General features: G+C 62.1%; 19 protein-coding genes and 2 tRNA genes. 9 read left to right on the forward strand and 12 right to left on the reverse strand.

The features are described 5' to 3' along the window. The 5 genes from QMG52_RS06470 (at nucleotide 1) to pknB (ending at nucleotide 8,592) form a co-directional block, all read left to right on the forward strand. Nucleotides 1-1,731, forward strand: a complete 1,731-nt coding sequence (locus QMG52_RS06470) for a PP2C family protein-serine/threonine phosphatase (protein ID WP_283559608.1) — start codon at nucleotides 1-3, stop codon at nucleotides 1,729-1,731. After that, the gene (locus QMG52_RS06475) at nucleotides 1,728-3,173 is read left to right on the forward strand and encodes an FtsW/RodA/SpoVE family cell cycle protein (protein ID WP_283559609.1); all 1,446 of its coding nucleotides are present in this window, start codon (nucleotides 1,728-1,730) and stop codon (nucleotides 3,171-3,173) included. The genes QMG52_RS06470 and QMG52_RS06475 overlap by 4 nt, the downstream gene beginning before the upstream one ends. Continuing rightward, nucleotides 3,170-4,630 (forward strand): peptidoglycan D,D-transpeptidase FtsI family protein, encoded by a 1,461-nt coding sequence (locus tag QMG52_RS06480; protein WP_283559610.1) that lies wholly within the window; start codon nucleotides 3,170-3,172, stop codon nucleotides 4,628-4,630. Before QMG52_RS06475 ends, QMG52_RS06480 begins: the two co-directional genes overlap by 4 nt. Beyond that, entirely contained in the window at nucleotides 4,627-6,540 is a 1,914-nt protein-coding gene (locus tag QMG52_RS06485; protein WP_283559611.1) for a protein kinase domain-containing protein, read from the forward strand. Before QMG52_RS06480 ends, QMG52_RS06485 begins: the two co-directional genes overlap by 4 nt. Nucleotides 6,541-6,636: 96 nt before the next feature. Next, nucleotides 6,637-8,592, forward strand: a complete 1,956-nt coding sequence (gene pknB / locus QMG52_RS06490; protein ID WP_283559612.1) for a Stk1 family PASTA domain-containing Ser/Thr kinase — start codon at nucleotides 6,637-6,639, stop codon at nucleotides 8,590-8,592. Nucleotides 8,593-8,620: 28 nt separating this feature from the next. Here the strand turns inward: pknB and QMG52_RS06495 are convergent, their stop codons facing one another. Then, a complete protein-coding gene (locus tag QMG52_RS06495) occupies nucleotides 8,621-9,259 on the reverse strand; it encodes an aminodeoxychorismate/anthranilate synthase component II (RefSeq protein ID WP_283559613.1) in 639 nt (212 codons plus the stop codon). Nucleotides 9,260-9,528: 269 nt separating this feature from the next. Between QMG52_RS06495 and QMG52_RS06500 the strand changes: the two genes are divergently transcribed. After that, nucleotides 9,529-9,783: a cell division protein CrgA gene (locus QMG52_RS06500; protein WP_283559661.1), complete on the forward strand. Its 255-nt coding sequence runs from the start codon at nucleotides 9,529-9,531 to the stop codon at nucleotides 9,781-9,783. A gap of 198 nt (nucleotides 9,784-9,981) precedes the next feature. On the opposite strand, the gene QMG52_RS06505 is transcribed toward QMG52_RS06500, so the two are convergent. The 3 genes from QMG52_RS06505 to QMG52_RS06515 all read right to left on the reverse strand — a co-directional run bounded on the left by QMG52_RS06505 (nucleotide 9,982) and on the right by QMG52_RS06515 (nucleotide 12,275). After that, nucleotides 9,982-10,392, reverse strand: a complete 411-nt coding sequence (locus tag QMG52_RS06505; protein ID WP_283559614.1) for a hypothetical protein — start codon at nucleotides 10,390-10,392, stop codon at nucleotides 9,982-9,984. 430 nt (nucleotides 10,393-10,822) lie between these two features. Beyond that, complete coding sequence (locus QMG52_RS06510) at nucleotides 10,823-11,119, reverse strand: hypothetical protein (protein ID WP_283559615.1); 297 nt, start codon at nucleotides 11,117-11,119, stop codon at nucleotides 10,823-10,825. A 229-nt stretch (nucleotides 11,120-11,348) separates the two neighbouring features. Continuing rightward, nucleotides 11,349-12,275 (reverse strand): SRPBCC family protein, encoded by a 927-nt coding sequence (locus QMG52_RS06515; protein ID WP_283559616.1) that lies wholly within the window; start codon nucleotides 12,273-12,275, stop codon nucleotides 11,349-11,351. 502 nt (nucleotides 12,276-12,777) lie between these two features. On the opposite strand from QMG52_RS06515, the gene QMG52_RS06520 reads away from it, so the two are divergent. Next, the gene (locus QMG52_RS06520) at nucleotides 12,778-13,368 is read left to right on the forward strand and encodes a flavin reductase family protein (protein WP_283559617.1); all 591 of its coding nucleotides are present in this window, start codon (nucleotides 12,778-12,780) and stop codon (nucleotides 13,366-13,368) included. Nucleotides 13,369-13,441: 73 nt separating this feature from the next. Here QMG52_RS06520 and QMG52_RS06525 read toward each other — a convergent pair whose 3' ends face one another. Next, a complete protein-coding gene (locus QMG52_RS06525; protein ID WP_283559618.1) occupies nucleotides 13,442-14,314 on the reverse strand; it encodes a rhomboid family intramembrane serine protease in 873 nt (290 codons plus the stop codon). Nucleotides 14,315-14,324: 10 nt separating this feature from the next. Then, nucleotides 14,325-14,855 (reverse strand): peptidylprolyl isomerase, encoded by a 531-nt coding sequence (locus QMG52_RS06530; RefSeq protein WP_283559619.1) that lies wholly within the window; start codon nucleotides 14,853-14,855, stop codon nucleotides 14,325-14,327. A gap of 222 nt (nucleotides 14,856-15,077) precedes the next feature. Here QMG52_RS06530 and QMG52_RS06535 point away from each other — a divergent pair, with 222 nt between their 5' ends. Further along, nucleotides 15,078-16,130: a hypothetical protein gene (locus QMG52_RS06535; protein WP_283559620.1), complete on the forward strand. Its 1,053-nt coding sequence runs from the start codon at nucleotides 15,078-15,080 to the stop codon at nucleotides 16,128-16,130. 111 nt (nucleotides 16,131-16,241) lie between these two features. After that, the gene (locus tag QMG52_RS06540; RefSeq protein ID WP_283559621.1) at nucleotides 16,242-17,126 is read left to right on the forward strand and encodes a glycosyltransferase family 2 protein; all 885 of its coding nucleotides are present in this window, start codon (nucleotides 16,242-16,244) and stop codon (nucleotides 17,124-17,126) included. Nucleotides 17,127-17,144: 18 nt separating this feature from the next. On the opposite strand, the gene QMG52_RS06545 is transcribed toward QMG52_RS06540, so the two are convergent. The 6 genes from QMG52_RS06545 to gyrA all read right to left on the reverse strand — a co-directional run bounded on the left by QMG52_RS06545 (nucleotide 17,145) and on the right by gyrA (nucleotide 21,723). After that, the gene (locus tag QMG52_RS06545) at nucleotides 17,145-18,026 is read right to left on the reverse strand and encodes a DMT family transporter (RefSeq protein WP_283559622.1); all 882 of its coding nucleotides are present in this window, start codon (nucleotides 18,024-18,026) and stop codon (nucleotides 17,145-17,147) included. Between the two features lie 110 nt (nucleotides 18,027-18,136). After that, nucleotides 18,137-18,212, reverse strand: a tRNA-Ala gene (locus tag QMG52_RS06550). Nucleotides 18,213-18,246: 34 nt separating this feature from the next. Continuing rightward, nucleotides 18,247-18,366, reverse strand: a complete 120-nt coding sequence (locus QMG52_RS06555) for a DLW-39 family protein (protein ID WP_283559623.1) — start codon at nucleotides 18,364-18,366, stop codon at nucleotides 18,247-18,249. A 25-nt stretch (nucleotides 18,367-18,391) separates the two neighbouring features. Beyond that, nucleotides 18,392-18,465 (reverse strand) — tRNA-Ile (locus QMG52_RS06560). A gap of 100 nt (nucleotides 18,466-18,565) precedes the next feature. Then, on the reverse strand, nucleotides 18,566-19,078 hold the full coding sequence (locus tag QMG52_RS06565; protein WP_283559624.1) for a DUF3566 domain-containing protein: 513 nt from the start codon (nucleotides 19,076-19,078) through the stop codon (nucleotides 18,566-18,568). Next, entirely contained in the window at nucleotides 19,075-21,723 is a 2,649-nt protein-coding gene (gene gyrA, locus QMG52_RS06570; protein ID WP_283559625.1) for a DNA gyrase subunit A, read from the reverse strand. Before gyrA ends, QMG52_RS06565 begins: the two co-directional genes overlap by 4 nt. Nucleotides 21,724-21,782 lie beyond the last annotated feature (59 nt).

Consider the following 21,782-nt stretch of genomic DNA (forward strand, 5'->3'; position numbering starts at 1 on the left):
ATGGCTGAACGCCCACTGGTCCTGCGCTATGCCGCGCGCTCAGACGTTGGCAAGGTCCGGGCCAAGAACGACGACTCAGCATATGCCGGCCATTATCTGGCCGTCGTAGCCGACGGTATGGGTGGGCACGCCGGCGGAGATGTTGCCAGCGCCTCGACAGTGCTGGATCTGATTCACCTGGACCGGGATGGATATCAGGGCGACGCGGGTACCTACTTGGCCGACGAGATCCAGACGGCCAACTCGCTGCTCTCTGACCTCGTTGATGTAAACCCCAAATTGGCGGGCATGGGCACTACGGTGACGGCGCTGCTGCTCTCCGGTGCCAGGCTGGAATTCGCCCACATAGGTGATTCCCGCGCGTACCGGCTCAAAGACGGCGTTTTTGAGCAGATCAGTAAGGACCACACCTTCGTTCAGCGCATGATCGATGAGGGCCGGCTGCGTCCGGAGGAAGCCGAAAGCCATCCGCACAAGAACGTGCTCATGCGGGTGCTCGGCGACGTCGATGCGTCCCCCGAGCTGGACCTGACCACCTTCGACGCCGTTCCGGGCGAGCGCTGGCTGTTGTGTTCGGACGGGCTGAATTTCGTACGCCACGAGACAGTGGAGGAGGTGGTCCGCACTACGCGCAGCCTTGCCGACTGCGCGGACACACTGATAGAGCTGACTCTGGCCGCCGGCGCGCCCGACAACATCACCGTGGTCGTTTTTGAAGTCGTGGAGGCCACGGCGGAGGACCTTGACACCGCCAGGCTGCCCGCATTGCCCGTTCCCGGCCGCACCGAAGGGCCGACGGCGGCACCTCCTGCCGTCCGAGCCGCGCCCGCCGCTGTGCTTTCCGAGCGAAAGCGCCCGGTCGAGGTTGCCGGCGTGGAGGTAGGCACCCTGCAGGCTGACAGCGTACACCCTTACAGCGTGCAGGCTGACAGGGCAGATGTCGACGGCGCGGCACACGCCCAGCCGGGAGCCGCTGTGAATTCTGCCGGACCTGCGGCTTCCCCGACGGGCGAGGCGGTGGACGAAGAGTCCGCCGAATTGGGTGCACATCTGAGTGCCGAGGTCATCAGCGCCGAACTTGCCGGCCGTCCACATGAACTGGTGGGCGCAGCCGTCACGGCCGCCGCCGAAGGTAAAATCCCCGCACTTGCCGGCCGCCCGGCAGCGCTAAGGGCCGCGGCGGTCCTCACCCATAAGCCCGAATCCGTGCCCGAGGATGAAACGGACGATGGCTACGAAACCGAAAATTCCATTCCGCCCCGGCGGCGGAATGTTCTCTGGACGGTGATCGCCGCCGTCGTGCTGGTGGTCCTGATCCTGGGCCTGTGGCTCGGTTATGCGTGGACCCAGACCCGCTATTATGTGGGCCAGGCCAATGGACACGTGGCGATCTTTAACGGCGTCTCGCAGTCTCTGGGACCCATTGCGCTGTCCCATGTTTACCGTGAAACGGGCGTCGACGTTTCCACACTGCCGGATTTCTCCCAACAGCGCGTTGCCCAGACCGTTCCGGCCGCCGGCCTTGCCGACGCACAACAGATCATCATTGATCTGCAGCTGGGCACCGGTACCGGAGCTCCCCCCTGCCCCTCGCCTTCGCCGGCGGTCTCGACAAGCCCCACCCCCGCGGGTTCGACGGGCGGGACCGCATCGACCGCCCCGAGCGGAGGGGCCGCATCCACCTCCCCGGCCGGAGCAACCGGAAGAGCATGTGTGGGAGGTTCTCAATGAGTCAACTGCAGACCGTCGCCAAACCGAGGCGGAATATCGAACTGCTGCTCCTGATATTGGCTTTGGGCGTCGGAATTTCCGCCAACGCTCTCGTGGATATCAACTTGGACCGCCCCTTCGATTCCGATTTTTACTCGCAGGCGGCGGTGCTCGCGGTACTCGCCCTGGCCATGCATATGTCGCTGCGCCTTCGGGCTAAATATGCTGATCCGGTAATACTTCCGGTTGTGGTTGCCCTGAACGGCATCGGACTGGCCATGATCCACCGGCTGGACATAGCCACCGGCGACTCCGCCGGACCGCGTCAATGGTTATGGACCACGGTGGCGGTTGTTGCTGCGGTGGCGGTCATCTGGTTCCTCCGTAACCATCGCATCCTGCGGCGGTTCACCTACATTTCCCTCATCGTCAGCGTCGTACTGCTCCTTCTGCCCCTCATTCCCGGCATCAGCGCCGGCGACGTCAACGGGGCCAGCGTCTGGATCAGAATCGGAGACAATTCCTTCCAACCGGGCGAAATCGCCAAGATCACCCTTGCAGTATTCTTCGCGGGGTACCTATCCTCGAACCGTGACCTGATCCTGCTGGCCGGAAAGAAAGTCGGTCCCCTCCAGCTGCCGCGGGCCCGTGATTTGGGACCTATGATCGTCGCGTGGCTGGCGAGCGTCGGCGTTCTCGTCTTTCAACACGACATCGGCACGTCAGTGCTGTTTTTCGGGCTTTTCATGATCATGATCTACGTGGCCACCAGCCGGATCAGCTGGGTCATGATCGGGCTGGTGCTGATAGCCTTCGGCGGTTTCATGGCAATCAGGATCTTCCCGCACGTCGGTTTGCGGGTCAACACATGGGCGCATGCCTTTGACCCAGAGGTCATCGGACGGAGTGTCGGCAGCAGCTACCAGATCGTGCAGGGATTGTTCGGGATGGCCAGCGGTGGCCTGGTCGGTTCCGGACTGGGGCAGGGCCGCCCGGACATCGTCCCGTTGGCCAACAGCGACATGATCATCGCGTCCCTCGGCGAAGAACTGGGCATGATCGGCCTGTTCGCCGTCGTATTGATGTACCTGCTGCTCATCACCCGCGGTTTCCGGGCCGCGCTCGGCACCCGGGACGCCTTCGGCAAACTACTCGCCGTCGGCCTTTCTTTCGCTATTGGGCTGCAGTGTTTCGTCGTTATTGGCGGCGTGACCCGGTTGATTCCGCTGACCGGATTGACGACGCCGTTCCTCGCAGCCGGCGGCTCCTCGCTGCTGGCCAACTGGATAATCGTGGCGCTGCTGCTGCTGATTTCCGATGCCGCGCGGCGGCCTATTTCCACATCCGCGCCCAAGGATGCCGGTACGCCCCACGGGCAGCCCGCAGGTGCGGCATCCGCCGGATCCCGTGTGCCGACTCCGCGTTCCATCAAGGCTCCTACCGAGGCGGTGAACAAACCGTGAACCAGGCCATCCGCAATTCGTGGGTCGTCGCCATCGTGCTCTTTGCCTTGGTCTTCGGCTCGATCACCTATGTGCAGTTCTTTGCCGTCGACGATCTCAAAAACAACGCGTTGAACAGCCGTGGGCTGATCCAGCAGTTCTGCAACGACCGTGGCTCGATTCTGGTCGGCGGTCAGCCGATTGCCGAGTCTGTTCCGTCCACCGACAAGTGCAAATTCCAGCGCGTCTATAACCAGCCGGAGCTGTATGCCGGCTTGACCGGATTCTTCTCCCAGGCATATGGACAGTACGGGATCGAAAAGGCGGAGAATCCGCAGTTGACCGGCGAGACGCCCGGTGCCTTCTACGACCGTGTGGTATCGCTGCTCTCCGGCGCCCAGCCCAAGGGACGGTCGGTGGAGCTGACCATTGATCCGACGATCCAGCAGATGGCGTACGACATGATTCCGGACGGGCAGAAGGGTTCCATCGTGGTGATGAATCCCAAGACCGGTGCCATCATCGCCATGGTCTCCAAGCCGTCCTACGATACGAATCTGCTGGCCAGCCACGATTTTGCCGCGGTGACGGAAAACTACAACAAGCTGCTGGGAATCGACGGCATTAATATGTTCGGTTCCAGTGCGTACACGAAACTGTATTCCCCGGGTTCTGTTTTCAAGCTCGTGGACACCGCCGCTGCCCTGGCCTCGGGCAAGTACACCAAGGACTCCGTCCTGCCGAACCCGCCCGCCCTGAGTTTCGCCGGGACGGACGCGACGCTGCCCAACTACGTCAACGGCGGTTGCGCGGCCAAGAGCGAGGCCGATTTTTCGTTCGTCCTGGAACAATCCTGCAACACGCCATTTGCCCAGATCGCGCTGGATCTTGGCCAGAATGCGATTACCGACCAGGCCAATAAGTTCGGTTTCAGCGACAACTCGCTGTTTATTCCCGACCAGGTCACTGCCAGCAAGTTCCCCGGCAGCAAGGGACAGCTCGGGCCCGCGGAGCTGGCCCGCAGCGCCGTCGGTCAGCAGGATGTTCAGGCGACCCCGCTGCAGATAGCGATGATGACGGCGGCCATCGCAAACGGCGGAACGCAAATGAAACCGAACATGGTCAAGACCATCCGCACGCCGGACCTTAAGCCCGTCCAAGAGCTGACCCCGCAGGTGCTGCGCCAGTCCACCACTCGGGAGATTGCCGCCCAGATGACCCAATGGATGACCAACGTGGTGGACAAGGGAATCGCCCACGCGGCGAGCGTCCCGGGCATCGAGGTGGCGGGAAAGACCGGCACCGCCGAGGGTATTCCCGGCGTTGTGAACAACAACGCCTGGTTCACTGGATTCGCCCCGGCACAAGACCCTCAAGTGGTGGTATCGATCGTCATGGCGAATGTCGATATCGCCACCGGAGCACAGTTGACCAGTCCTAACGCAAGCAAACTTATCGAGGCGGTGTTGAATAAGTGAGGCCTACTTCGGGAATCACCTTAGGCGGCAGGTTCCAGCTCACATCACGCATTGCGATTGGTGGGATGGGCGAGGTCTGGCGGGCAAAGGACCTGGTCCTGGGCCGGACTGTGGCTATCAAAATCCTTAAGGAGGAGTACACGGGGGATCCGGGCTTCCGGGAGCGGTTCCGGGCGGAGGCCCGCCATACTGCCTTACTGAACCACGTCGGCATCGCCAATGTCTTTGATTATGGCGAAGAGGACGGCTCGGCGTACTTGGTGATGGAGCTGGTGCCCGGGGATCCGCTGTCCAGCATCATCGAACACGAACATGTGCTCTCCTCGGACCGGACGCTGTCGATCATTGCACAGACCGCCCGGGCGCTGTCCGTCGCGCATGCGCAGGGGCTGGTGCACCGGGATGTGAAGCCCGGAAACCTGTTGATCACTCCCGAGGGCCGCGTCAAGATCACCGACTTCGGCATCGCCCGGCTCGCGGACCAAGTCCCCCTCACCCAGACCGGCCAGGTCATGGGCACGGCGCAGTACCTGGCCCCGGAGCAGGCCACCGGGCAGATCGCCACCGGTTCCAGCGACATCTATTCCCTCGGCATCATCGGTTACGAGTGCATCACCGGCCATCGGCCTTTCTCCGGCGAATCGCAGATCGCGATTGCCCTGGCCCAGGTCAATGATGCCCCGCCGCCGCTGCCGGAAACCCTTCCGACCCCGGTCCGTGCCTTGCTGATGTCCATGCTGGCCAAGGACCCGGCCAACCGTCCCGCCAATGCCAACAAACTGGCCGACGCGGCGGAGGCCATCCGCAACGGCGACATCAAGGCCGCCCATGCGGCCGCTCCTGGGATGCTGCTCTTCGAATCTACCACCGGGCCCATCACCGCGCCCGTGGACCTGCAGGGAACCGCCGCGACCACGGCTGTCCCGGCGGATCAATCCGCCATGGCAACGTCGGCCCTGCCCACCGTGGCGGCCGCTGCCATCAGTGCCGAAGCCGGTAACGGCAATTCGCTCTCCCGCGTGGAGGCTCTGACGGCGGAGCGTGCCTGGGAGGATGACGACAACGGCGAATCCGACGGAGAGACTCCTGCCAGACGGGACCGCAGCCCGTGGACCTGGCCGCTTGTTGCCCTGATCCTGCTGCTGCTCTTTGTCATCGCGATGGTGCTGCTGCAGCAGTTGGGAGTCTTCACGCCCAAGTCGACGCCGGTAACGTCCAGTCCCGGCACGAGTGCCACCGTGACCCACGCTAGCGCGGCGCCGACCAGCACCAAGGTCAGTCCGACCGCCATCAGCCCCACAACAGCCCCTCCTACGACTGCCTCCGACTTGGTCACGCTCTTCCCTGACCAGTACAACGGCAGGCCGTTCAGCGAAGTCCAGACCGCTCTCACCAATTTGGGGATGCAGGTGAAGGCCAATCCGGTCTTCGATTCGACTAACGCGGTCAACGTTGTCACGGGCATCGACCCGGCGGGAGCCGTCGAAAAGGGCAGCACCATCACGGTGACATACTCCAAGGGACCGGAAATGGTGACTGTTCCCGCGGTCTCACCGGGTGCTACTGTCGCCGAGCTGAACAGTGCCCTTACCCAGGCAGGTCTCGTTCTCGGAACGGCTACCCAGCAGCCTAGTGACACAGTGGCCAAAGGTGACGTGATCTCGGTGTCACCGCAGTCGGGTGTCTCCGTTGTCAAGGGTTCGGTGGTGAACTATGTAATCTCCTCCACCGGCCCACGTGCGACGGTACCAACGCCCTGCAAGCCCGCCGAGACACCCGGAACCACGTGTACCGCCGCGCCCACCGCATCTGCACCTGTTGCCCCACAGGCACCCGCACCTGTTGCCCCACAGGCACCCGCACCTGTCGACCCCCAGGCACCTGCCCCCGCCCCGGCCCCCGCACCCTAGGCAACCCGCCGCCGTCGTGCTTCACCCGCAAGCACATAACCGCATCAGATTTAATGCATCACAATGACCTCGTCACACGGAAGGGACCGCTGATCCATGAATATCCCGCGCGTCCTTAACGGTCGCTATGAACTGGGCCGGCTGCTGGGCCGCGGCGGCATGGCGGACGTCTACATGGGCCGGGACACCAGGCTTGGACGCACCGTGGCGGTCAAACTGCTGCGCGCGGACCTGGCCCGGGACCCGCAGCTGCAGGCCCGGTTCCGGCGTGAGGCACAGGCCGTGGCGGGACTGAACCACCCCTCGATCGTCGCGGTCTACGACACGGGTGACCACAGTGTCGGTGACCCCCTGAGCGACGGCACCCGAATGCCGTTCATCGTGATGGAATACGTTTCCGGCCGGACGCTGAGGGACCTGGTCAGGAGCAAGGAACTGAGCATCGACCATGCGATCGACTACACCCTGGGCGTGCTGTCCGCGCTGGAGTACAGTCACCGTGCGGGCATCGTGCATCGGGACATTAAACCCGCCAATGTGATGGTCACCCAGGACGGAAATGCCGTCAAGGTGATGGACTTCGGCATTGCCCGTGCCATCGCCGATTCATCCGCCACCATGACGCAGACCCAGGCCGTGATCGGCACGGCACAGTACCTGTCGCCCGAGCAGGCGCGTGGAGAAACGGTGGATGAGCGCAGCGATCTTTACTCGGCCGCCTGCCTCTTTTACGAGTTGCTCACCGGACGCCCACCCTTCATGGGGGACAGCCCGGTTTCCGTGGCGTACCAGCATGTGCGCGAGACTCCCGAAGCGCCGAGCTATTTCAACTCGTTGGTCTCGCCTGCGCTGGACAGCGTTGTGCTGCGCGCCCTGGAGAAGAATCGGGCCGATCGGTTCCAGAATGCTGCCGCTTTCCGTCGGGCATTACGGGCCGCCAAGGGCGGCGTGCAGCTGTCCCCCTTCTCCGCCAGCGAGGCGCCGACCGAAATGTACGGTCTCCAGCCCGCGCACACGCCGCCCGCGGTCACCGCCGTGAGCAGTGTCCCACGGCCTGCCGCGGCCGATCACCCGCACGACGGCGGCCCCTCCACCCGCGCGATGGCCAAGGTGCTCGCCGGAGGCCCCCTCACCACCGGGGACGCCCCGGATGAGGATCCTGACGCGCTGCCGCTGGGACTTCCCGCGGAGAAGGAGCGGGACCGGACTTCCAAGCGGCGCCGCCGGGCATGGATTGTTACACTTTTTGTCCTGCTGGCCCTGATGCTGGCCGGGGGCGGCGTGCTCGCTTACGGCCTATTCAATGCAAAACCGGCGGCGACGGTCCAGATCCAAATCCCCACCGTGCGCACCATGGCGGAGACGGATGCGATGGCCAAACTATACAGCGACGACCTGCGGCCTACGCTGCAGCGCCGCTATGATGAGGCGCTTCCCAAGGGGCAGGCAATTGGTACGGATCCCACCGCCGGGCAGCGGGTGGATCCACGGTCCAGCATCAAATTGATTATTTCCGATGGGCCGTCCACCGTGCAGATTCCCAGTTCCCTGGTGAACGTCACCGAGGCGACCGCTCGGGACGCGATCAAGGCGCTGGGGCTGCTTCCGGGCGAGACGAAGCAAGTCAATGACGGAACCATCGGCGCTGGCCTGGTGGTGACCACGAGTCCCTCCCCCGGACAGGTCGCGGCGGCAGGGTCAAAAGTGGATCTGATGGTATCCACCGGCAAGGTCACGATGCCCTCGCTGTTTGGCTTCACGCAGGCGGAAGCCGAACAGGCCGTCAAGAACGCCTCCGGCACTCTACAGATGGCCTTTGTGGAGAAGGAGAATTCGGTGGTGGAGGCGGGCAAGGTGACCAATCAGTCCGCCGACGCCGGCTCCAGCGTCGATCAGTTCTCCACCATCACGGTGGAAATTGCCTCGGCCCCTGCACCACCACCACTCCCGACCTCAACGCCAACACCCACACCCACAGCGTCAGCGACGCCGTCGGACTGCGCTTCCAAGAAGAACAAGGACTGCACGGCATCGGGGGCGCCGAAAGGCTGACCGCCGCCTCCGAGGGACAGGTGCCCCGTTATTTGCTGATCAACGGACTCATTCCGGCAGCCTTGGCCGCCGCTCCGGCCAGACCCAGGGACTCCAGCCAATTGCCCAGCATCAGGTATCCGCCTTCGGTCAGCACCGACTCTGGATGGAACTGCACGCCATACAGTGGGGCGGTGCGGTGGGCCAGACCCATGACCACGCCATTAGGCGTTGCCGCCGTGATCTCCAGCTCGGCCGGAATTGTCTCCCGCACGGCCGCCAGCGAGTGGTAGCGCGTCGCGGTGAAGGGGCTCGGCAGACCGGCGAAGACGTTCCGCCCTACATGTTCCACCGGGGACGTCTTGCCGTGCATCAGTTCCGGGGCGTGCGTCACCCTGCCGCCGTAGGCCTCCGCCAGCGCCTGATGGCCCAGACAGACCCCCAGCATGGGCTTGGCCTCGTGCCCGCACCATTTGATCAGCTCGATGCAGATGCCTGCCTCGGCCGGGGTCCCCGGGCCGGGCGAAATCAGAACGCCGTCCCTTGGGCCGGCGAGTTCCATGGCCTCGGCCAGTGTCACGTCGTCGTTGCGTACCACGGTGGTTTCGGCACCGAGCTGCTGAAGGTATCCCACGAGGGTGTAGACGAAACTGTCGTAGTTGTCGACGACTAAAATGCGTGTGCTCATGGTTTTCTGGCACCTATCGTTGAGTCGGTGAGCGGATTGAACTGTGAACGCCGACGAAATACGCAGACCATCAGCAGCAGTACCGTCTTCCTGGATTCCGCTTCGAGTCCCGGTGACCCGATTTCGCCGCGCTTACAGCTAGAATTGCAGCCAGCAACCGAACAGATCCGGTCCGGTGGACTGCCCCCCCTATGCAGGATATCAAGCGTCCGGACTGCCCCCAATACAGCAAGAGCGCACCACTGGTGCCTGCCCGTCAAGGAGATCCTGTGCCCGAGTCAAAATCGCGCCGCCAGCCAAGCCGTGGCGGCCAGAAGCAGCCGGCAGCCAAGGCAAACATGCCCAACGCCGTCTGGTTCAAGCCCGTTATGTTCGGACTTATGCTGATCGGGCTTTTCTGGATCATTGTCTTTTACATCAGCAACGGCGCATTCCCACTGCCGAACATCGGCAATGGGAATATCCTGATCGGCTTCGCAATCGCCATTGCCGGTTTTTTGATGACCACCCGCTGGCGGTCCTAGCTCCGGGCCGACCCGAACCGACGCAGGCCCGGCCCGGCCGGGGCCGGCTGAGAGCGCCTTTCCACGGGTAACGGGAACGACGACGACGGCGGGGGTCCTTTTGGGGAAGCTGTCACCGTTTCGTGACGGAACTAATCGTTCCTGACCGGGCCGCTACTGGCCGTCCCGCTACTGACCGGGCCGCTACTGACCGGGCCGCTACTGGCCGTCCTTGGCAGACCTGTTCCGCGGCTCCACGGTTCCCCCGGTCCCGTAGTCACCCTCGGCGTACTGCCCAACCTCGAATTCGCCGGTGCGTGGCGGCACCGCACCGGCCTCGCCGTAATCAGCCTCCACAAATCGACCGGTTTCCTCCGCCGCGCCAGGTTCCTCTGCGCCGCCCTCGCTGCCGGCCTTCCCGTAGTCGCCCTCGACGTAATGACCCTCGCCCGATCCGGCACGGTGCCCGGGCTCGCTGCCGGCTTTGCCGTAGGAACCCTTAACGTAGCGGCCGCGGTCCTCGCCCCCATTCGGCACGACGGCGCCGTCGTCAGGTACGACGCTGGGGTCAGGCTCGTCGGCGCCGCCATGCGACCCCGCAGTTTCTTCAAAATCGCTGTTCCTGGTCATCGATCTGCCTTTCCCACGATGCGGACTGCTTCTGTTCTGACGCAATCCCAGTCTACGGACGGCCGGCCTGCCGGAATAGGGCAGGTGCCAAAGCGGGCAGCCGTGATGTGGCGCCCTGGCCTGCCCGGGAAGTAAGTCCTTGCCCTGGAGTTGATGCCGCCATTTGGGTGTAATCCTCGCAGTAGCTGTCATTTCGATCCATGCCCACGCCGATGGGCCAGTGGATGAGTGGTGGAAGAGTGGGTCTTCGCAGCCGGAGCCGACCAGGCCGATTCTCGCCGTGAGCGCGTTGGCGACCTCTGAACGGGTGCAGTCGCCTTCGGACATTCAGCGCGGCCGTTGTCACTGGTGGCTGGCCTCGGTATTCGTGAGGCTAGCGCTCGAGAGCCGATGCTGTCAGATTTGCAGTTTTTCGACGCCCCGCGGAGAATCAATCATCTTCGGTAAGATACTTCTCGCCGCTTTCTGATTCGTGACTGGTGAATTTTCTGTCCATTTCGGTCATGGCAGCCGATTCAGCCTCGCTCGGGGGTTTTACCGGATCGTCGACAGCTGAACGATCCGCGTCCCCGAAAATCGCTCCGAGCCCTTTGGCATCCTTAGTCACTTCACCAGGAGCCAAGTTTTCAGGGGAACCACGACGGTTGTCGGATTCTTTACCCCTTGCCTCCGAAGAACCACGAACAGTGGAACCGGGCTCTTCCTCATGAACTTCTTCATTCGCCATTTTAGATTCCTTCTAATCCGTCGAGCCGGGCGTAAATCTTCATCATATCGACCGAGTTCCAACAGGCCCAGCATGGCTCTGGCCGAGCCGCCCTTCCAGTTCATCGCCGAGGTTGAGGTCGGCGCTTATAGCCTCACAGCGACTGTCCTGGAACACGACGGAGCGGAGGCCGTCGTTTGGCTCCGCTCCGTCGGCCTATGGCCGCCCCATGATCCGCAGCCGCCGCTTCCTAGTGTTGCCCGCTGACGTTTCCGCCCGGCAGGTTTGGCGGAAGAATCCGACTGCCAGTGTCAACGTCGTCTTCACGGTCTGCCACGCTCTTGGTGTCACTCTCTGCGGTTCCATCCGAATCGCCGCCGACATCGATGAGGCCATTGGTCTGGTCGAAGGGGTGCGCATCGGATCTCTCGCCGGCAGGCATTGGCAGGCGCGCACCGCCCGCAACAGCGTCATCGGCTGCGATGACATGACCCGGCGTCGCCGCATAGGCGTCCTCCGGCCGGTTCGGGGCAACAACCTCAGGAGCGACCGTATCCGTCTTTTCCTTCGAGTCTTTGCCGGACGCCGCTGCAGCGACCCCCACGGCCGCTGCTGCAGCAGCCAATCCGATACCGGCCGCCACCTTCCCGGATACGCCGGCCTTGCCGCTGTCCCCTTGTGATTGGTCGGCGTCCCTCACACCAGGTGTTCCGACGGCTGCGCCTTCGCTGATCGTCCCCCGCCAGGCTCCGGAGGCGTACCCCTCCGCCTCGATAAATGTCTTGAACCGGTCCAGATCACCTGCCGCCTGGTTCTCCACCACGTTCAGCTTGTCACCTATCTTCTCCACCAACCCCTCCGGCTCATAGTCGAGGGACAGATGAACCTGCGTCTGCCCGCCTCCCACGTCCTCGAACGTCACCGAACCCGCGTTGGTGGCGCCCTCAGTCGCTGCCCAGGCGATCTTACGGTCCGGCACCTGCTCCAGAATTTTGGCCTCCCATTTCCGGCGCACGCCGGCGATTTCAGCAACCCATTCCAGCCGGTCATCGCTGAGATGGGTCACGCTTTTCACCCCACCCATGAAGTGGGGGAAGTCCTCGAACTGGGTCCATTGGTTGTACGCAGTGCTCACCGGCACGTTCACCATGACATTTTTCTCAACCTTCGTACTCACAACGTCTCCTTCGACCGGAACGACAGGGATGACGATCGTGGATTCAATCGTCAGTACGCTTACCATACTCCCGTCCCGGGTGATGGGTCATGTTCCTGGGTTGGCCAGCTAAACCACGACGACGATGAAGGTGCCACGACGAGAGACCTGCCATGCGTCCCTCGGGCGCCTCCAAGCCTCCACGCCTCCACGCCTCCACGCCTCCACGCCTCCACGCTGACGGAACGGGACGCGACCACGCGAAACCCTGATTCCTACATTCGATAGCGGAGACCCAGATTTATCCCCAGCGTGTTGACATACTTATCCACAGGGGTGGACAAGTTGCTCGGGAAAAACGTCGAATTTGCGCATTGCCAGGGGCTCGCCGCGTGCATAGCTGTGAATGACAGCTATGTAAGTTATACCCATTGTGGATAGCGCTGTGGATAAGTGGATAACCCATCACGGATGAGGAATCGAACTACAGACGTGTAACTTATGCCCAGCTGTGGATAGACCTGTGGATAACCGGCTGGTCCGGGCGTGGCACGATGGAGAGATGGAAAATCCGGAGCCGCTTCAGAGCCGCCTGCTGACATCACCGGAACCGTCGGACGAGGACATTGCGCTCTACCGCGGGCTCAGCGCCGACGCAGCTTCCGGGGTCGCGGTCGTCAGTACCGTGGTGCGTGGGCGCGATTACGCCGCGACGGTGAGCGGGTTCCTTTCGGTCTCCTATGATCCCCCGACTATGCTGGTGTGCCTCTATGCTGAGTCCCGTATTGCAGAGGCTGTCAGGACATCGGGCAGCTGGGCGTTGAGCCTGCTTGGCAGCACGCATCAGGGCGTGGCTAACTGGCTCGCCAGCCCAGGAACTCCCTTGGAGGGGTTGCTGGCACAGGTACCATACCGCCGCGGAAAGGCGACGGGCGCCGCCGTCGTCGACGGTTCCTTGACGTATTTCGAAGTGCGAAGCACTGCTGTCCACACGGCGGCAACCCACCTCATTATCGTGGGCGAGGTAGTGGCCATGGGCAGCATCGCCTCGGGAATCAACGCCATGGATCCACTGATTCATTTCGGCTCTGCCTACCGGCAGCTGGCTCAATAGCGGATCAAGCGTTTCGGCCCTGGAGCTCCGTCCGGCGGGAGGCTAACGGACAGCGTAGGCGGAAGCCAAGGGCCTAAAGCTGGTACTGGACGGCGAGATTGTGGATCATCGCTGTCCTGACAATAGTCAGCGCTATCAGCAGCACAACCAGTACCGCCATACCACCGAACTGAATGCCGGCTTGGCGCGGCCCCTTCGGTGCATGTGCAAATATTAATGCGGCCAGTCCACCGGCGATCAGACCACCCAGATGGGCCTGCCAGGCAATGCCGGACACCATGAAACCAAGGGCCGCGTTGATGACGATCAGGATGACGATCTGCCGTACGTCTCCGCCGCGCCGACGCTGAATCACGAACAGCGCCCCGAAGAGTCCAAAAATGGCGCCGGATGCACCCACCACGGGACCGCCAGCCGGGGCCAGCAGCAGTACGCCGACGGAGCCCGCGAATGCCGATACAAGGTAAAGGGCCACGAATCGCAGCCGTCCGAGAGCGGGTTCGAGGGCGCGGCCCATTATCCAGAGGGCATACATATTGAACAGAATGTGCGGCAGGAAGTCCTGCGAGTGCAGAAAAGCTGACGTCAGCATGCGCCACGGCTGCGTTTCCGTATAAACGGGTGCATACCAGCCGGATTGCTCCAGATTCAGGCCGGGGACCCATTCGAGGAGGTAAACCAGCGCGCACAGGCCGATGATCACGTAGGTGGCCAGCGGCCGTCCGGGGACCGCTTCCCCACCGAACGCGGTGCGGTTTACCGGCGCCGCGCGGGCCGCTGCCTGCACACAGTCAACGCACTGGATTCCGACGGCGGCACCGCGCTGGCATTCCGGGCATGCCGGCCGGCCGCACCGCTGACAGAGCACGTAGGAAACGCGGTCAGGGTGGCGGGGGCAGACAGGGACCGCGGCTGGGGTGCCGGCCGTCGGAATCGGGTACGTCACGGTATGGGTGTTAGAGCTGCTCGACGGTGATGCTGCTAATCACAACGTCCTCGCGCGGCTTGTCGCCCGGGCCGGTGGATACGCCTTCGATAACGTCGACGACGGCCTTGGAGTCAGCATCGACAACTTCACCGAAAATGGTGTGCTTGCCCTGCAGCCAACCGGTGGGAATGGTGGTGATGAAAAACTGCGAGCCATTGGTCCCGGGGCCGGCATTGGCCATGGCCAGTTTGTAGGGCTCGTTGAAGTTCAGTTCCGGATGGATTTCGTCGCCGAACTGGTAACCGGGACCGCCGGTTCCACGCCCCAGGGGGTCGCCCGCCTGAATCATGAAGTCTTTGATGATGCGGTGGAAGATCGTCCCACTGTAAAGTGGTGCGTTGCTCTCTTCACCCGTGGCCGGGTGCTTCCACGCAATCTCTCCGGTTGCCAGACCAACGAAGTTCTTGACCGTCTTCGGGGCGTGGTTGCCGAAGAGGTTAACCAGGATATCTCCGTGATTGGTATGAATGGTTGCTTTTGCGGTTGGGATAGCAGTCATGGCGCCATTCTGCCACGTTAGGCGGTGAAGACACCGTACCGCTGCCGGAGTTCAGCGTTCAGTGAACCTGTGCGCCGGCGTGGAGCGGAATTTCCGCTTAAAACAGCGATTCAACGGAGTATCTGGGCGTCTGCCGCCACCGGCCGACGCTGCGGGAATAGCCGGGAGCAGCCAATCAACGTAGGCTAAACAGGGAATTGTCAAATAATCCGGGAGGTAGTTGTGAAGAAAGCAGACCGCATTACCCACGACCTGGAGGACACGCTGACCAACAGCGTGGAAACTGCGCGCGACTGGGCAGCTCCTCATGTAGAGGCGGCCTTGAACTGGGCCGTCCCGAAATTGGAGAAAGGGCTTGAAAGCGCCTCTCCCATGGTGCAGGACACCCTCCGCAAGGCAGCACACTACACCGCCGAGGGCGTGGCGAATGTGACTCCGAGGATTCAGGAGGGACTGGAAAGGCTGGCCCCGCGAATTTCGGACGCGGTGGATGGGGCAACGCCTCGCATCCAGGAAACCCTGGACAAGGCTGCACCCGCCATTTCAACGGCCAAGAACAAGGTAGTCGGTGACTACCTGCCGCTGCTTTCCGGAAAATTGGGCGACGCAGCGCAGGCCTTCGGCAAGGCACTCGAAAACGCCAAGACACCGGAACAGGTCAATGTTGTGGTTGCAAAACTCACCGGCGACAAGAAGACTATCGCCAAAGCGCAGAAGGCCGCCGCGAAGGCCGGCAAGAAGACCGCCGCGGAGCTGGCCCGACAGGGCAAGAGTGGCCATAAGGGCTGGCTCGTCGTCGGAGTGGTGGCCGCTGCGGTGGCTGCCGGTGCCGCCGCTTGGAGGGCTTCCCGACCGGTCGAAGATCCCTGGCAGACCCCGGCTCCGGTCAGTCCTTCCCCATCGACCTCCCTGACCGACGCAGTCAAGGACAAAGCAGGCGACGTCAAGGATGCCGCAGCGGAAAAGGTTAACGACCTGGCCACTGCCGCCAAGGACAAGGCCGACGACGTTAAAGACGCGGTGGGCGACAAGGCCGACGACGTTAAAGACACGGTGGGCGACAAAGCCGACGACGTTAAAGACACGGTGGGCGACAAAGCCGACGACGTTAAAGACACGGTGGGCGACAAAGCCGACGACGCAGCCGAGTCCGCGGTCAATGCCGCAGATGAAGCACCCGGCGTGAGCAAACACGTAGCCAAGGACGCCAAGACCGCCGTCAATAACATCGCCGCGCATATTGATCATCCAGCGGACAAAGCCAAAGATCAGTAGACAAGTTAATGTACGGGCCGGTTCTTTTTTCTGAGCCGTCCGGGTTAGGCAGCGGAGGGACTCCCGGTGGGGTCCCTCCGCTGCCGTGTTCAGGGTGCTAGATTTGGCCTAATGCCATACGAAACAGCCGATGAGGGTTCCCCGGAACGGTCCTTTGCAGCGGCAGAGGCCCGGCCGAGCGTTTCCATCGTGATCCCGGCATACAACGAGGAAAGCGTTATCCGGCAATGTCTCACGGCGGCCGTCTACCAATCGGTCCCCGCAGACGAGATCATTGTCGTGGACAATAGATCCACGGACCAAACCTGCCGGATAGTCCGTCAGATGCAAACCGAATACCCCGAAAGCCCGATACTCCTGGTGCATCAAAGTGCGGAGCAGGGGTTGATTCCAACACGCAATTTCGGTCTCAACCGGGCGAGCGGAGATGTGCTGGGCCGCATCGACGCCGATTCTGTCCTGGAACCGGATTGGGTGGAACAGGTCCAGAATGCCTTCCTGGATCCCGCCGTCTCCGCGGTAACAGGGCCGGTGGTCTACTACGACATGCCGCTGCGCCGCTTCGGTCTCAAAGCCGACGACAAAATGCGCCAGCTGATGCTGCGGCTGGCCAAGCACCAGTACCATTTCCTCTTCGGCTCTAATATGGCTCTGCGCCGTTCGGCGTGGGAGGAAATCCGGTCTGAGACGTGTCGGGATGAACGCGATGAGATGCACGAGGACATCGACGTTTCGCTGCATTTGGCGGACCATCTGCTCAGGGTTCAGTACGTTCCCACCATGGTCAGCGGTATGTCCGCGCGCCGGCTGGAGGATTCCCTTAAGGATTACCGCTATTACGTTAACCGCTTCGAGCGCACCTACAAGGCCCACAACGTGCGGAAGATTGCGCTCAAGGCTCCTATGGTGGTGTATTTCTCGGTCTATTTTCCCGCCAAGGTCCTCAGGTCCTTGCATACCGCCGGTGTCAATCAAATGGCGCGCCGGCCGCGCTGATCCGGAGCGGCGGCTGGGTTACTGCGGAGGATGTGGCGCTTTCACCCCGGACCGCCCCTGCCTCAGCACCACGACCGCCAGGCCGACCAGAATCAGTCCCAGACCCACATAGGTCCCGCCGGGAAGTTTCTCACCCAGGAAAACCGCCGCGAGCACAGCTGCACCGGGAATCTCCAACAGGATAATCATCGAGACCACCAAGGGGCTGATCGTCGCCAACAGGTGATTGAAAATGCTGTGCCCCATGATCTGCGCCACCAGGGTTACGGCTAAAATTCCGAGCCACGCCTTCCCATCAAATCCCGTAAGGGGCTGTCCGAGGGCCGCGCACATCACGGCCAGCAGGAGGGCACAGGCTCCGTAGCACAGGGTGGTGTAAACGCCTGTCGACATGGTGCGGCGCGCTTGCCCGCCCGCCATAGTGTAGAAGGCTGCCAGGGCGCCACCGGCCACTGCCAGCCCGTCCCCCAGAATCGCCTCTGGCGACACCGTCAGGTCAAAGCCGGAAATCACCAGCACCCCGGCCAGGGCCATTCCTAAACCGCCGAGGACAGCACGAGCGGGCCGGATGCCGCCGAACAGCTGATAGAAGGCGATCCAGGCGGCCTGCAGACAAACCAACGCGGTGGCGGCAGCCACGCTGGTCAGTTTCAAGGCGGAAATGAAACAGGCAAAGTGCAGTGCCAGCGCCACGGCGGCAATGGCCGACCATTGATATTCCGCCGTGCCAAGCTGACGGAAACGCGTGCGCTGGCGGATCCCTGCAGGGACACCCATAATGACGGCCCCCAGCGAGTTCCGCCAAAACGCTATGGCAAGAGCAGGCGCCGCCGTTGCCGCCATAATGGGACCGGACGCAGAAACGCCGATGACACCCAATGCGGCCAATAAATAGTTCACTTTTCCAACCATAAGTCACCGGCCCAGCCGCCGCGTGAAGGCTGCCCAAGGGCCACCGGAGGCGACGACAAAACGTCCCGGTCAGCAAATGCTGACCGGGACGTTTTCTATGGTGGAGGCACGGGGACTCGAACCCCGAACCCCCTGCTTGCAAAGCAGGTGCGCTACCAATTGCGCCATGCCCCCATAGGAATACTTCGTACTACCAGTGTAACCGGACCTATTCCACCTTATCGGTCGCCTGGTTCCAGTTGGTTTTCTGAACTTTGGATTCCTGCCACTTCCTGCGAAGCACCAAAGCCCCTGCAACAGCCGCTCCAATAACCAGCAACTTCTTCACAAGTACCTCCGGAGGGTAGGTTCCGTGGGCGCACCAGGACTTGAACCTGGGACCTCTTCGTTATCAGCGAAGCGCTCTAACCGCCTGAGCTATGCGCCCTCCGGCCCTTGGCGGGCCGAAATAAAACTTTACAGCACCTTCACGTTCTGCCCAAATCGTGGCGACTGAACAGATGGCACCGTCCCGGACCGATGAGGGATCAGTCATCCGTGAGGGTCACGCCGATGCCGCCCACCAGGGTGGCGGAGATGTTGTACAGCACGGCGGAGAGCATCGACAGCGCCGTCAGCAACACCACGTTGACCACCGCGATGATCGTGGCGAAGGACGCAACCTGTCCCAGCGAGGCAAATTTCTTCAGATCAAACCCACCGCCCTCCGAACCCTGGATATCCGTCATGAGCGAGTTGACTTTCTCGAAGACGCCGGTTAAATCCAGCACCGTCCACAGCACAATCGAGGCCACCACGGTAACAATACCCAGCGCCACGGAGAGCAGGAAGGCCATCTTCAGGACGGACCATGGATCGATCTTACTGACCAGCAGACGGGCCCGCCTGGCCTTAGCCTTCGGCGCGGGTTTAACCAGGGCGGGCCTGCTGTTCGTGGGCCGCTGGGCTGCGGAGGGGGCAGCGGGGCGCTGCGGCGGCCGCGCCGGCGCACTCACCCGCGGGCCGGTAGACGGCCTGGGGTTTGAGTTACTCGTGCTCAATCGGTACCTCCACTGCTAGCGTCATCGTCAGTTAACGGTACTTCATGGACGTGCTGATCGCCGCTTTCAGCGGACCCGTGCGCGTCCGCAACCGGTGCGTTGTCCACGGTAGAGTCCTCATCGGGCTCTTCGGACTCCTCGATTTCGATGCCACGCTCACTGTTGCGCGCCACCTCGATGATGCGGTCGTTCTTGTCTGGCTTGGCGAAAACAACTCCCATGGTGTCGCGGCCCTTTGCCGGGACCTCGCTGACGTTGGAGCGCACGATCTTGCCGCCGCCCATGACCACCAGTACTTCGTCGTCCTCCTGAACGATGAGCGCGCCCACCAGATCACCACGGTCCTCGGCCAGTTTTGCCACCTTGATACCCAGCCCGCCCCGGCCCTGCAAGCGGTATTCGCTGACGGCGGTCCGTTTCGCATAACCGCCCTCAGTGACAATAAACACGAAGGAATCCTCGGTCACCACATCCGCGGCCAGAAGCTCATCGGTGCCACGGAATTTCATCCCGGTTACACCGGATGTCGCCCGGCCCATCGGCCGCAGCACCTCGTCGGTGGCCGTAAAACGGATCGATTGACCCTTACGTGAAACGAGCAGCAGATCGTCCGTTTCGGAAACGAGCTGCGCCGACACCAGCTCATCAGCGTCCCGCAGGTTGATGGCAATCACTCCAGCGGATCTGTTGGTGTCATAGTCCTCAAGCCGGGTTTTTTTCACCAGGCCATTTTTCGTGGCCAGCACCAGGTAAGGCGACTGCACGTAGTCGCGCAGGTCCAACACCTGGGCTATCGTTTCGTCCGGCTGGAAGGCCAGCAGATTTGCGACATGCTGGCCCTTGGCATCCCGGCCGGCTTCCACCAGTTCGTAAGCCTTCGCCCGGTACACGCGGCCCAGGTTGGTAAAGAACAACAGCCAGTGGTGTGTCGTGGTGACAAAGAAGTGTTCCACTACATCGTCGCCACGAAGCTGAGCACCCTTGATGCCCTTGCCCCCGCGGTGCTGTGAGCGGTAATTATCGCTGCGGGTGCGCTTTACATAACCGCCGCGGGTAATGGTGACCACCATTTCCTCTTCGGGAATGAGATCTTCCATGCTCATGTTCGGGTCATATCCAAGCATGATCTGCGTACGGCGGTCATCGCCGTACTTGTCGGCAATCTCCTGCAGTTCCGTGCTGACAATGCCGCGCTGAACGTCCTCCGAAGCGAGAATTCTGTTGTATTCAACGATCTCGGCTTCGAGTTTGGCGTGCTGATCCTGGATTTTCTGCCGCTCCAAAGCGGCGAGACGTCGCAGCTGCATATCCAGAATGGCCTGCGCCTGGATCTCATCGATCTCCAGCAGGCCCATCAGTCCATTGCGGGCATCCTCAACGGTCTGCGACCGACGGATCAGCGCAATGACTTCATCCAGGGCATCGAGGGCCTTGAGATAGCCGCGCAGAATATGCGCCGCTTCCTCCGCCTTGCGGAGCCTATACCGGGTACGTCGGGCAATGACATCCATCTGGTGCGTAACCCAGTGTCTGATGAACGCATCAAGGCTGAGGGTACGCGGGACGCCATCCACAATGGCCAGCATATTGGCACCGAAGTTGTCCTGCAGCTGGGTGTGCTTGTAGAGGTTGTTCAGCACTACCTTTGCGACGGCGTCGCGCTTAAGTACGACGACGAGCCGCTGTCCCGTACGACCTGACGTTTCATCGCGGAGGTCGGCAATACCGGAAATCTTGCCGTCCTTGACCAGTTCCGCGATTTTGATCGCCAGATTGTCAGGGTTCGCTTGAAAAGGCAGTTCCGTAACAACCAGACAGGTCCGGCCCTGAATTTCCTCCACATTCACGACGGCGCGCATGGTGATCGACCCGCGGCCGTTTCGGTAGGCGTCCTCAATGCCGCTGTGACCGAGGATCTGGGCACCGGTGGGAAAATCGGGTCCCTTGATGCGCAGGATCAGCGCCTCCAGCAGCTCTTCGCGGCTTGCCCCAGGATTGGCCAGGTACCACTGCACACCCTCCGCCACCTCACGCAGGTTGTGCGGCGGGATGTTCGTCGCCATGCCGACGGCTATGCCAGAGGAGCCGTTGACCAGCAGGTTAGGGAACCGGGCCGGAAGAATCGTCGGTTCCTGATTCTTACCGTCGTAGTTGTCCTGAAAATCGACAGTTTCCTCGTCAATATCGCGGACCATCTCCATCGCCAGCGGAGCCATCTTGGTTTCCGTGTAACGCGGAGCTGCGGCTCCGTCGTTACCGGGCGAGCCGAAGTTCCCCTGCCCCAGCGCAAGGGGGTACCGCATGGTCCAGTCCTGGATCAGGCGCACTAAAGCGTCGTAGATCGACATATCTCCATGTGGGTGATACTGACCCATGACTTCGCCCACCACTCGGGCGCACTTGTTGAACGAGCGCTCCGGCCGGTAGCCACCGTCAAACATGGCGTAGATCACCCGTCGGTGCACCGGCTTCAGGCCATCCCGTACATCGGGCAGCGCCCGGCCCACGATGACAGCCATGGCGTAATCCAGGTAGGACCGCTGCATTTCAGTCTGCAGGTCCACCTGTTCCACACGGTCGGTCAGTACCGCACCTTCAATAACATCTTCAGCGCCCGCGGGCACTGCAGGGGTTTCGTCACTCATTGTCTAAAGATTCCATTCCAGATATATATCGGATCAGTAATATAAAGGGTCCTCGTTAA

Source organism: Paenarthrobacter sp. PH39-S1 (genome assembly GCF_030063245.1).
Classification (GTDB): domain Bacteria; phylum Actinomycetota; class Actinomycetes; order Actinomycetales; family Micrococcaceae; genus Arthrobacter_M.

What these genes read in the sequence shown, in the direction of transcription:
- QMG52_RS06470 (WP_283559608.1), top strand. Translation starts at nt 1, where the DNA reads ATGGCTGAACGCCCACTGGTCCTGCGCTATGCCGCGCGCTCAGACGTT.
- QMG52_RS06475 (WP_283559609.1), top strand. Translation starts at nt 1,728, where the DNA reads ATGAGTCAACTGCAGACCGTCGCCAAACCGAGGCGGAATATCGAACTG.
- pknB (WP_283559612.1), top strand. Translation starts at nt 6,637, where the DNA reads ATGAATATCCCGCGCGTCCTTAACGGTCGCTATGAACTGGGCCGGCTG.
- QMG52_RS06495 (WP_283559613.1), bottom strand. Translation starts at nt 9,259, where the DNA reads ATGAGCACACGCATTTTAGTCGTCGACAACTACGACAGTTTCGTCTAC.
- QMG52_RS06505 (WP_283559614.1), bottom strand. Translation starts at nt 10,392, where the DNA reads ATGACCAGGAACAGCGATTTTGAAGAAACTGCGGGGTCGCATGGCGGC.
- QMG52_RS06510 (WP_283559615.1), bottom strand. Translation starts at nt 11,119, where the DNA reads ATGGCGAATGAAGAAGTTCATGAGGAAGAGCCCGGTTCCACTGTTCGT.
- QMG52_RS06530 (WP_283559619.1), bottom strand. Translation starts at nt 14,855, where the DNA reads ATGACTGCTATCCCAACCGCAAAAGCAACCATTCATACCAATCACGGA.
- QMG52_RS06540 (WP_283559621.1), top strand. Translation starts at nt 16,242, where the DNA reads ATGCCATACGAAACAGCCGATGAGGGTTCCCCGGAACGGTCCTTTGCA.
- gyrA (WP_283559625.1), bottom strand. Translation starts at nt 21,723, where the DNA reads ATGAGTGACGAAACCCCTGCAGTGCCCGCGGGCGCTGAAGATGTTATT.